General features: G+C 39.3%; 6 protein-coding genes. 1 reads left to right on the top strand and 5 read right to left on the bottom strand.

All coding sequences use genetic code 11. The features are described 5' to 3' along the window. Window positions 1–7 precede the first annotated feature (7 nt). The 5 genes from GQR53_RS04060 to GQR53_RS04040 form a co-directional block, all read right to left on the bottom strand. Entirely contained in the window at window positions 8–1,513 is a 1,506-nt protein-coding gene (locus tag GQR53_RS04060; protein ID WP_165742951.1) for an MFS transporter, read from the bottom strand. Beyond that, window positions 1,506–3,365, bottom strand: coding sequence for an alpha-amylase family glycosyl hydrolase (locus GQR53_RS04055; protein ID WP_165742950.1), 1,860 nt, complete (start codon window positions 3,363–3,365; stop codon window positions 1,506–1,508). The genes GQR53_RS04060 and GQR53_RS04055 overlap by 8 nt, the downstream gene beginning before the upstream one ends. Window positions 3,366–3,455: 90 nt before the next feature. After that, window positions 3,456–5,306 carry a glycoside hydrolase family 13 protein gene (locus tag GQR53_RS04050; protein WP_165742949.1) on the bottom strand — a complete coding sequence of 617 codons (1,851 nt, stop codon included), beginning with the start codon at window positions 5,304–5,306 and terminating at the stop codon, window positions 3,456–3,458. A 2-nt stretch (window positions 5,307–5,308) separates the two neighbouring features. Next, window positions 5,309–6,790 (bottom strand): tryptophan halogenase family protein, encoded by a 1,482-nt coding sequence (locus GQR53_RS04045; RefSeq protein ID WP_165742948.1) that lies wholly within the window; start codon window positions 6,788–6,790, stop codon window positions 5,309–5,311. A gap of 132 nt (window positions 6,791–6,922) precedes the next feature. Continuing rightward, window positions 6,923–9,727, bottom strand: a complete 2,805-nt coding sequence (locus tag GQR53_RS04040) for a TonB-dependent receptor (protein ID WP_165742947.1) — start codon at window positions 9,725–9,727, stop codon at window positions 6,923–6,925. A 662-nt stretch (window positions 9,728–10,389) separates the two neighbouring features. Between GQR53_RS04040 and GQR53_RS04035 the strand changes: the two genes are divergently transcribed. Further along, window positions 10,390–12,012 (top strand): alpha-glucosidase family protein, encoded by a 1,623-nt coding sequence (locus tag GQR53_RS04035; RefSeq protein ID WP_165742946.1) that lies wholly within the window; start codon window positions 10,390–10,392, stop codon window positions 12,010–12,012. The last annotated feature ends 72 nt before the right edge of the window (window positions 12,013–12,084 follow it).

The following is a 12,084-nucleotide window of genomic DNA, read 5'->3' as shown; positions in this document are numbered from 1 at the left end:
GTGACCCTTAGTTTGAATTTTTAACGCGCATTACAGCAATTGCAGCAACAACGAATGATGCAGCACCAATTAATAATGCGTAAATAGGCTGATTAGAAAATACGTGGCGTAAAATAAGCCCTAAAATACTAGCGGCAAGCAATTGCGGTATAACAATAAAGAAGTTAAAAATACCCATATACACGCCCATTTTGTTACTCGGTAGTGCATTACTTAACATTGCATAAGGAAGCGATAAAATAGACGCCCACGCAAACCCCACCCCAATCATAGGTATAAGTAACATCTTAGGGTCTTGAATAAACATAAAGCTGCCAAGGCCCAATGCGCCTAGTAATAAGTTAAAGCAATGCGCGCCTTTTAAGCCCATCTTTTTAACTAAGAATGGAATACACATAGCGGCAATAGCCGCAAAGCCATTGTAAGCTGCAAATAAAATACCGACCCAATCAGCCCCATCGTTAAAGGCTTTACTTGTTGCATCACTGCTGCCGTAATGAAAGCTTGTTACTGCGGCTGTGGTGTATATCCACATAGCAAACAACGTAAACCAGCTAAAAAACTGCACCCAAGCAAGCTGCTTCATTGCCTCTGGCATGGTAAATACATCTTGTACTACTTGGTAAAAACCGCCTTGTATTTTGTTAGCAGCCTTTAATGCGCTTGCTATCCACTGCACAATACCAAACGCTAGTAAGCCACCAGCAAGTAGGTATAACTCTTTTTCAAGCGATAAACCCATTACTAATGCAAGGGTTGCTAAACCTAGCACCACAAAAATAATGGCACCTTTATTGAAGTTGATATCTACTAATGCGGTGTTAGTCGGCTTGGCAGTGTGGTTTTCAAAAGCAGCTAATTGCTCAGGGCTATATTCTTTGGTTCGCATAACTGTCCAAAGAACTGCGACTAGCAATACGACCCCACCCCAATAAAATGAATATTTAACAGATTCAGGGATTTGCCCTGGCGCAGCGGTATTACTTACGTCAAACCAATTGGTCATCATCCATGGTAGCGCTGAGGCTAATACCGCACCAATACCAATAAAAAAGCTTTGCAAGCCATAGCCCGTAGCACGTTGTTTTTCTGGCAGGTTATCGCCTACAAGTGCTCTAAAAGGTTCCATAGTGACATTGATTGAGGCATCCATAATCCATAACATACCTGCAGCAATCCAAAGAGTTGGTGAATGCGGCATGATAAAGAGTGAGATAGTAGTAAGTACCGCCCCTATGAAAAAGAATGGACGACGACGACCAAAACGCCCCCATGTTTTATCACTCCAATAACCAATTATTGGTTGCACTATTAAGCCCGTTAGCGGTGCTGCAACCCATAAAATAGGAATATCATCCACTTGTGCGCCTAGGGTTTGAAAAATACGGCTCACATTGCCGTTTTGTAGTGCAAAACCAAATTGAATACCTAAAAAGCCAAAGCACATATTCCATATTTGCCAAAAACTTAGATTTGGTTTGTTGCTGTCATAATTATTATTTTGATTATTCATGATTAGCCTTATTAGTTAAAACTGCGCTACTAAATGCATCTAGCGAAAGCATAAGCTTTGTAACTTCTTTGTCAGTGATGATCTTTACCGTATTTTGTTCAAGTAAGTCGTGTAGCGGTTTATTTCGCTCAAAGGTATTTGCTTGCTCTGGTGTTAAATTAATTAATACCGTTTGTGGCTCCTCACTAAAATTACTAAAAACATAAATAGATTGCTGTCCCAGCGAGCGTACAAAACCAACAACGCGTTCGCTATTGCTAAGTGAAAGCTCTGACATGGTTCCACCTACAACAGCGGGTAAACTATTAAGAGCCATTATTGATTTATAATAATCACGAAGTGATGCTTGCTCGCTCGATAAGTTAGCGCCGTCGAATTTGCCGTTGTTCATCCATGCTTGATGCGCTGGTACACCAATATAGTCAAAAATACTGGTGCGAGTAGATGTGCCAAAACCTGCGTTTTCAGATCCGTCCTCCCCCACATCTTGGGCAAAATATAATAAAGTAGGTGCGCGACTCATTAAGCTAGAAACGACCATTGCTGGTTTCCCCCAGCGTGCATCACCTGCAAAATCAGGACTAGCAATGCGTTGTTCGTCGTGATTTTCTAAAAAGTGCAGCATGTGCGCTTCAATATCAGCCACTTGGCTTTGGGCTGCAAAAATAGTATTAGCCGCTTGCTTACCCTGCATAATGGCTTTTAATGTGTCGTAAAAGCCGACTTTGTCATACAAGTAATCCATTTTTCCTTGCTGAATATACGCTCTGTACATTTGTGGGTTGTAAACTTCAGCCAATAAAAACGCATCGGGCTTTTGCATTTTTATTGATGAATTTAAAAAGCTCCAAAATTCAACCGGCACCATTTCGGCCATATCGTACCTAAAACCATCAACGCCTTTATCAAGCCAGTAAAGAGTGATATCTCTAAATTTATACCAGCTATTAGGCAGTTCCTTATTTTGCCAAAACGCATAATGAGCGCGATAATCTTGGTTTTCTAACTCTTTAGGTAATACAGGAAAGTCATAGCTGCCATCAGGCTTAACGCCATAATTCACTCTTACGGTTTCGTACCAATCGTTAATATCTGGCTTGGGTGCACGCGCGCCATTCCCCGTCCATTTCGCTGGCGTTTCATCAAAAAAACCGTCAGCTAAAGGGTGAGTATTACCCCCTAAAACTGTATAGCTTTGTGATGTTGGAACCTGAAAAGACTGACCTGGTACATAATAAAAGTTATTATTTTTATCGTACTCTTTGCTGGTGTCGTCTTGCTCACCAAAGTCTTTTATTCCTTTGGGTTTTGCTACTGATTTATAATTACGAGCCACATGGTTAGGTACAATATCTATAACCACTTTCATGCCATGCTCATGAGTGCGCTCAATCAGATCACTAAACTCACCCATTCTATTAGTCACATTTATGGCTAAATCTGGGTTTACGTCGTAGTAATCTTTTATTGCATAAGGTGAACCTGCACGGCCTTTAACTACATCAGGGTCGTCTTGCGTAATCCCATACTCGGTATAATCGCCCACTAGCGCATGATGTAAAACACCGGTATACCAAACATGGGTCGTACCCAATTCTTTAATACCTTTAAGTGCAGCATCGTTAAAGTCGGTAAATTTACCTACGCCATTTTGCTCTTTTGTACCCCAGGGCACATTCGCGGTCTGTGTGTTACCAAATAAGCGTGTAAATACTTGGTATACAACAGGCTTTGTTAACTCATTTTGCGTCTGTTTAGGCGCTTGCTGTTGTTCGGTTTCATTATTGTCTGAGCACGCACTTGTTATAAGTGCGCTACACAGTAATGCGGGTACATAAACTGATTTTTTCATTGTGTGTCTTTTTGTCAGTAGTGTTATAGCTTTATACTAAAGATATCTGCAGCAACCATACAGTTGCTGCATACGTATTCACTTAAACATTCACGGCGTATTAATCACTAATACCGTAGCAGTCATTGGCTCTAAGTTAATACTGTTAGTTAGTTTAAAAGTGTGTTGTGTGAATAATGCCTGCACATTGGCATTTTTTGGTATAACTTCTTGCATGTAATCAAGATTATGCTTTTGTGTTACTTTGTTTTTATTCATAAAAACTAATACTGTTTGCGTATCACTAACGCGAACATAACTATAAACACCATTGTTCGGACTGAAATGAACGAGCTTACCCTTTGTAAGTGCCGGGCTTTGCTTTCTAAAGTTAAGTAGCGTGCTTATAGTCTTGTGCATATCGCGCTGATTTTTACTTAACCCGACTCCAGTAAACGCATTAGCGTTTTGATTTTTGAACCCACCTGGAAAATCAATGCGTATATCACCATGATCTTTACTCGGCGTATTATCCAATAATATTTCGGTTCCATAATATATTTGAGCAATGCCGCGCGTTGTTAAAAACAAAGTCATCGCCATTTTAGTTTTAGCTAAGTCTTGCCCAAATTCCGTATATAAACGGCTCATATCGTGGTTATCAGCAAACACCATAATGTTATTGGTGTCTGGGTATAAAAAATCGTTAGCTAATGACTGATATACTTTAACCCAGCCTGTGCTCCAACTTTCATCTTCATTTAAAGCTCGAATTACCGCCTCTTGCAACGAAAAGTCCATCACACTGGGTAAGCTTGACACATACCCATCTTGATTTACTTTACCGCGCTGCCAATACGACGCTATTGCAGGGTTTGAAGTCCACTCTTCGCCAACAATATTAAAGTGTGGGTATTCATCCATAATGGCCTTGGTCCAATCACTTAAAAACGCTTTATCTGAATAAGAATAGGTATCTACACGAATACCGCTTAAATCTGCGTATTCAATCCACCAAATTGCATTTTGAATTAAATACTCATTTAATAATGGTTGGCGCTGGTTTAAATCGGGCATGCTAGCGACAAACCAACCATCGCTAAATTGGCGTTTATCGTAGTTACTTGCGTGTGGATCTTGAATTGTTTGGCGCGCATGGCTTGTGGCATTTTTGCCATTTTCAAACTGCCCATTAAAGTTAATCCAATCTTGAGTTGGTTTATCCTTCATCCACGGGTGCTCAGCACCAAAGTGATTAAGCACCATATCCATAACAAGTCCAATGCCCTGCTCTTTAGCCTTTATTGATAACGTTTTGTATAAATTATTTGATCCCATTCGCGGATCAACGTTGTAAAAGTCTGTAATCGCGTAACCATGATAAGAGTAATCTGGCATGTTGTTTTCAAGCACAGGTGTTAGCCAAAGCTGTGTCACGCCTAGTTTATTTAAATACGGCAGTGCATTAATTACACCTTGAATATCACCGCCATGTCGCCCGCCTTTAAAGCTTGTATTTTCACTCTCTAGCATACCTCTAACTGTATCGTTTTTTTCATCACCATTTACAAAGCGATCTGGGTTAATTAAATATAAAGCATCTGCATTTGTGAAACCTTGACGTTGCGCGCTGTGTTTATCTCGGGTAAGTAAAGGAAATTCAAAGCTATGTACTGGATCGCTACTCTTAAATTGAAGCGTTCCCGCTTTAGCGTTATCGCTAATATTTAAATGTAGAAAAGCATAATTAGGGTTGTCAGTGCGTGTTACGTTATTAAGTTCAACCCCTTTATACTGATCTAATTTAAATTCTTCGTTAGCTATATTTTGCTCATGCACGAGTACTGTAATGTTATTTTTATTCATGCCTACCCACCAATTGGCAGGCTCTACATTAAGTGCATAACTAAAGCTTGGTAAGCTACATGCGCTTACTAGTAAAAGTGTGTTTAAAAATCGCATTATTATACCTTTTTAATGCTGGCTAAAAAATTCTGGTGAGTTGGTAATTGCGTTACAGTTGAGCTGATCAACGTTTTTAAAGTAGAGAATAAATCGCTCAGTTGATCATCACTTAGTGAATCAACAATACTGTTATAGTCATCAGGGATAAGCCCTTGCCCTATCATGACTTGCTGCCAAGCAACTTCGGCGAATAGTTCATCATCTTCACGTATTACTTTGCCTGTGTGTTTAAATAAATTCAGTTTATGGGTAAGGGAATTTGGTATATCCATTTGCATGCATTGACGCCAAAACGGGGAGTCTTCTCGCTCGGTGAGTTTATAATGCAAAATAATAAAATCACGTATGTGCTCTAATTCAATAACGCTTTGTTTATTAAACTCCGTTACTAACGCATCACTAATACCGTTGTGTGGAAATAGCTTAATTAAACGCGTAACCGCAGTTTGAATTAAATGAATACTGGTTGACTCTAGCGGCTCTAAAAAACCACTTGAGAGGCCAACCGACACCACATTTTTATGCCATTGCTTTAAACGCCGACCTGTTTTGAATTTTATAATACGGGGCTCTGTAATTGGCTCAGCGGGTAAGCTTTTTAGCCGTAACTGCTTAGCATCATCATCTGACAAGTATCTACTGCAATAAACAAGGCCATTACCAATACGATTTTGCAGTGGTATTTGCCATTGCCAACCAGCACTATGTGCAATAGATCGCGTGTAGGGCTTAAGCTCATGAGTACTTTTTGTTTGTACGGCTACTGCACTATCGCATGGTAAGTAATGAGACCAATCAATAAAACCTGTATTTAGTGTTTGTTCAATTAATAGTGCACGCAGCCCGGTGCAATCTATAAATAAATCCCCACTAATTTGACTGTCGTTATCAAGTGTTAGGCTTTTAACATTGCCTGTATCGCATTGTTCAACATGGCTTATTTTTGCATCTATGTGTTTAACACCGCGCGATATAGCCAACTTTTTTAAGTATTCAGCGTAAAGCGTCGCATCAAAATGATATGCGTAACTCAGCCCAGGTAGTTGGGTATTAGGAATTGTATTGAGGGGTGCAAATTTATGCTGTTTAGCCACTTGGTAATTGAGTGAAAAATCCCATAGTTCGTCTTCGCAGCCCGTAACTTGGCCTTTTAACCAAAAATTATAAAAGGGAAAATCTTTACCTAACGAGCCAAACGCATGCATGTAGCTATGCCCTGGCGTTTTCCAGTTTTCGAACTCTATACCTAATTTTATTGAAGCATTAGTGGCATTAATAAAATCTTGCTCGTTTATACCCAGCGCGTTATTAAGTTGAATAATGGGCGGTATCGTTGCTTCACCCACTCCTACCGTACCAATAGCTGATGATTCTATTAGTGTGATATTAATTACTTTACCTAACACTTTATTAAGCAGTGCTGCTGTTATCCACCCTGCGGTACCACCGCCTGCAATTACGACATGTTTTATTGGTTTCATATTATTGCCCACGCTTTAATACAGCGCTCAATAAACTTAATTAAGCGAATTGGTATTAATCAGTGTTTGATAAACTAGCTATAAAAAAGCCCTTGTAAAACAAATCACAAGGGCTTCTACACACAACTTTTATTATAGCTTGTAACTAAAGCCTAACAAGTAAGTACGACCGTAATCTTGGTAGTCACGTACTTGTAGAGCATTATCGCCAGAAAGTGACGTAAACGGTTCTTCAGTTAAGTTTTGTACTTGAAACTGAACAGATAAACCTTCAAGGCTTTCAATGCCGGCCTCAGAGAAGTCATAACCTGCTTGAACATCCCAAATAGTTTCACCTAAAATATCAACTTGTTCAGTGTTAAAACCTAAACCATATACATCACCTTTAAAGGCACTGCGTTTGCGCATACTGGTACGTAATTGCATACCATGCATTTCGTAGTAAACTGTTAAGCTTTGAATTTTATCCGAAAGACCTGGTAGCTCGTAATCGTTACCGTTTTGATCTTCAATATCAGACTCAATACCAGTATGGCTGGCAATTAAACCAAAACCTTCAAGAGATGGATGGAATATTTTAAATGGTAACGCTAGTGAAAGCTCGTAACCATATAAATCGCCACCGCCGCCATTTATTTTACCGCTGCCTGTACCTGATGATGTTGCAGGAACTTCACCTGTTGAAGGGTCAGCTACACCTGACATATCAATTGCATACGTGCCGTCAAAAATCCACTGAGTTAAATCTTTATAGAAAAACGCTGCAGAGAAGTAACCCTCATCACTAAAGTAATTCTCGTAAGTAAAATCGTAGCCTGTTGCTTCTTTAGGCTCTAGACTAGGATTACCACCCGATACAGACCAATAGTTTCCATTTTCATCTGGTGTTTGATTATATGATGCATTAACTGATGAATTCATTTCATCTAAGCGTGCACGAGAAATTGTTTTAGCAGCACCAAAACGTATCGTTTGTTGCTCATCAATCGCAAGTGATAAGTTTAAGCTTGGTAGTACATGTGAATAATCGTGACTAATATCTGTAGGAGTTACAAATATATTACCATCGTCATCCATATTAAAAGCGTTACTTTGTGAAGACTGATCGGTATTAACGTAACGTACCCCCACATTACCTGTTAATGCTAAGCCATTTATTTCTGCATTAATATTAGCTTGCACAAACGCTGAGGTAATTTCTTCTTTTACTGTCCACGATTTAGTTAAGTGACTTGTATCAGCTAAACTTTGGTCTACTAAAGCATAATAACCATCATTCACTAACCCATTAACATCGTAGGCAATCATGTCACCCATTCCAATAAAGCCTAGGTCAACACTTCCCATCCGGTATTGCTCTGGAACAGTTAGCATGCCTGGGTTAGCAAGCGAAAATCCTGATAATGTCATATAAAAGCCTTGCGAATCTTTTGTTTTTTCGCGCTCTTTATAAGACATACCAAATTCAATTGAGCTGAAGTATTCGTTTTCTAATACTTTAGATGCCGCCAGCTTTAATGTAGATAGTTCATCTTCAATGGTTGGTGCATTAATGAAACCATCTTGTGCCTGATCTTTATAACCAGAAATATCATTTCCATCTGCATCAATTAAGCCATACTTATTATTCAACGCCTTGTTTGAGCCCCAAGAAAGAGGTCCACCTAACTGAATTAAGCTGTAATCACTGTAATCTAAATCGTGAGTAAACGTAGCACCAGTATTACCACCATCAAAAGTATAACCTAGGTTATCTGCAACACCACGCGTATCACCGCGACCTGTGCCCGAATAACTTTCAAGGCTCCAAATTTTACGGTCTACTTGCGAGTAACTTGCATCAAACTCAACTGACCATGAATCGTCAATATCGTATTTAGTATTAAAACCAAATGCGGTTAATTCTGCTTCACGTTCTTCGTAATCGTTACGCACAATTACGCGCTGGCCATTTGTTACCGCACTGGTAACAAAGCCGCTTGCGCCATCTACAACTACGCTTGCAGGGTCAATTGAGCCTTGGCCCCATGCAAATGGAACTTCAATACCACGTAAGATTTTTTCATCTGTAAAATCTACATACAATGCATCAAACGTCATATTTAGTTTATCTGTGGGCGCCGCTTCTAAAACAAGCATTGCTGAGTCACGTTCAAGTGTAGATGAACGTACAAATGGTTTAGCACCACCTAAAATTGAATATGTTTGGCCATCTACTTCTCTTTCTGGGTAACCCCACGAGTTCCAACGTTTTTCTTGGTTTGGTGAACTCATGGTGTTTAGTGCAAATGCAACACCAATGGTATCGTCTGCAAATTGGTCAATGTATGAAATAGTGCCTCGGTAACCGTCGTCGTTGCCGTCAGGGTTTAATTTACCAAAGCTGGTTTGCTCATACTGCCCATTTACTTGCACAACACGTTCGCCTTTACTTAGTGGACGAACTGTTTGCATATTAATAACACCAGCAATACCCTCAGCATCAATACTTGCATTTGGCGTTTTATAAACAGTTACACCGCTCATTATTTCTGATGGGTAAAGGTCAAACTCTACACCACGGTTATCACCAATCGATACTTGTTCACGACCATTAAACGTTGTGCCACTTTCATTCTCGCCAAAACCACGAATAGAGACACGACTTGCTCGGCCGTCTAAGCGCTGAGCTGTTAAACCGGGTAAACGCGCAATCGATTCAGCAATTGAAGAATCTGGCAATTTGCCAATATCTTCAGCCGATATAGATTCTACAACCTGTGTAGAGAAGCGTTTTGTGTTAATAGACTCAACCACACTGCCACGAAAGCCTTTAACTTCGATAACTTCTACATCATCTTTTTTTATTGTATCTTCTTGAGCAGCCTGTGTAGCAAAGCTCGATAAGCCTGCAGCTGTTAATGCCAAAGTTAATATACTTGGTTTGAACATAGACATAATGTTTTCCCGTTACCCATATTGTGATACCCGCGTTCAATGTTTAAGTGATAGTTAAACAAGGCGAGCTAATTTTGTTGTCAGGATGAATATTAACGCCAGATTTATTTTATTAACAACTTTATGCATACGTATTCAACAATTTCAATGTAGCCTAACATTAACACATATTACACACGTTTATTTTTAACCAATTGATTTTATTAGTAATAAAGTAGATAAAAAACACAAGACAAACATCAATAGTCAAATCAATTCTATTGAAACTTAATGGCACTTTTACTTAAATGTAAACAAGGTGAAGTTAATTATCACTGTCAAATAACGTTTAAATTATTCCACATTTACCAAGCGTTAAATTGGTCAGACCATTTAATATAGATCCTGGGATATATTTCCCTTACAGTACAATCTGTTAGATTCAATTTAACTAATAAATCAATGACTGACGTAATTGGTAAACAATAGATACGCAAAATGAACGCTACTAAAGCCACTCTAACCACTTATTTTTAATAAATTTATTGCATTATTTTTAGTGCATACGTATGCAGACTTTTTACAGGATTAAAGGCTTCACGTATGCTTTTTGCAAATAACGTGATTAATCGTAATCACAATAAAGAATAGTCTAAATACTGTGTAGAATGACGGAGAAAAGCATGACCCAAAAGCAGTGGTATAAAGGTGCGGTGATTTATCAAGTTTATCCGCGTAGCTTTCAAGATAGCAACAACGATGGTATTGGTGATTTAAAAGGGATTATTAATCGTATTGATTACATTAAAAGCTTAGGCGTTGATGCAATTTGGATTTCACCTTTTTTCAAATCGCCAATGAAAGACTTTGGCTACGATATTAGTGACTACCGTGACATTGACCCGCTTTTTGGTGATTTAAACGATTTTGATGAACTTATTAGCCAAGCCCATGATCGCAATATTAAAATTATAATTGACCAAGTACTAAGCCATACATCAGATCAACACCAATGGTTTACAGATAGCCGCGAAAATCAAAATAACGATAAAGCGGATTGGTATGTTTGGGCTGAAGCCAAAGATGACGGCACAGCACCTAATAATTGGCTGTCTATTTTTGGTGGTGGTGCTTGGCAGTGGGAGCCTCGTCGCGGGCAATACTACCTACATAATTTTTTAACCGAACAACCGGATCTTAACTTTCATAACCCAGATGTTCGAAAAGCTGTGCTTAATAATGTTGAGTTTTGGCTTAAAAAAGGCGTTGATGGGTTTAGGCTTGATGCAATTAATTTTTGCTATCACGACGCGCAATTACGTGATAATCCGGCTAAACCAAAAGATAAGCGCCAGGGTCGTGGTTTTAGTGAAGATAATCCGTATGCATTTCAGTACCATTACTACAATAATACTCAGCCTGAAAATATTGAGTTTATGCAAGATATTCGCACATTACTTAATAAATACCCAGGTACTGTATCGCTTGGCGAAATCTCATCAGAAGATTCATTAGCTACAATGGCGCAGTACACCCAAGGTGGCGACAAACTGCACATGGGTTATAGCTTTGAGCTATTAACAAATGATTACTCAAGTGAATATATTAGAACTACGGTTCAAACTCTAGAACAACGTATGACTGAAGGCTGGCCATGCTGGGCATTTAGTAATCATGATGTAGAGCGCGTAGCGAGCCGCTGGAGCGAAAATGGCGAAGTAAACCCTCAACAATGTAAAATGCTAACCGCCCTATTAGCTTCTCTTCGCGGCAGCGTGTGTATGTATCAAGGTGAAGAGCTAGGTCTGGGTGAAGCAAGTGTGGCATTTGAAGATTTACAAGACCCATACGGCATTACATTTTGGCCTAATTTTAAAGGGCGTGATGGCTGTAGAACACCAATGCCTTGGGATCTAGCTGATTCATCTCATGCAGGTTTTAGTGAAGTAAAACCTTGGCTACCCGTTGATAATGCACATAAGCAGCAATCAGTAGCTATACAAACAGATGATAACAACTCAATTTTAAACGCCTACCGTGAATTTATGGCGTGGCGAAAAAAGCAAACTGTTTTACTTGAGGGTGATATTGAGTTTATTGAAACGCCTGAGCCTGTGCTTGCTTTTTATAGAACGCTTGGAACGCAAAAAATGCTTTGTATGTTCAATCTCAGCGCTAAGCAAACAAGTATTGATATGCCAACATCAATCGTTAAAGAATACACCGAGCTTAGCCACCACAGCGCAAAGTTAGACCGAGGCACCACAATACTTGAGCCTTACGCATGTTTTTACGCTCAGTGTTAATGACTCAAAAGTTACGTTTAGTGTATACGTAAGCGCGTTACACACGAAAAAGCCCAAGCTATTCACTTGGGC

It is taken from the genome of Pseudoalteromonas sp. Z9A6 (assembly GCF_011378805.1).
Taxonomy (GTDB): Bacteria; Pseudomonadota; Gammaproteobacteria; order Enterobacterales; family Alteromonadaceae; genus Pseudoalteromonas; species Pseudoalteromonas distincta.
Note: the sequence above shows the minus strand (reverse complement) of the source record. Positions and strands in the feature narration are given on the sequence as shown.

What these genes read in the sequence shown, in the direction of transcription:
- GQR53_RS04060 (WP_165742951.1), bottom strand. Translation starts at nt 1,513, where the DNA reads ATGAATAATCAAAATAATAATTATGACAGCAACAAACCAAATCTAAGT.
- GQR53_RS04055 (WP_165742950.1), bottom strand. Translation starts at nt 3,365, where the DNA reads ATGAAAAAATCAGTTTATGTACCCGCATTACTGTGTAGCGCACTTATA.
- GQR53_RS04050 (WP_165742949.1), bottom strand. Translation starts at nt 5,306, where the DNA reads ATGCGATTTTTAAACACACTTTTACTAGTAAGCGCATGTAGCTTACCA.
- GQR53_RS04045 (WP_165742948.1), bottom strand. Translation starts at nt 6,790, where the DNA reads ATGAAACCAATAAAACATGTCGTAATTGCAGGCGGTGGTACCGCAGGG.
- GQR53_RS04040 (WP_165742947.1), bottom strand. Translation starts at nt 9,727, where the DNA reads ATGTCTATGTTCAAACCAAGTATATTAACTTTGGCATTAACAGCTGCA.
- GQR53_RS04035 (WP_165742946.1), top strand. Translation starts at nt 10,390, where the DNA reads ATGACCCAAAAGCAGTGGTATAAAGGTGCGGTGATTTATCAAGTTTAT.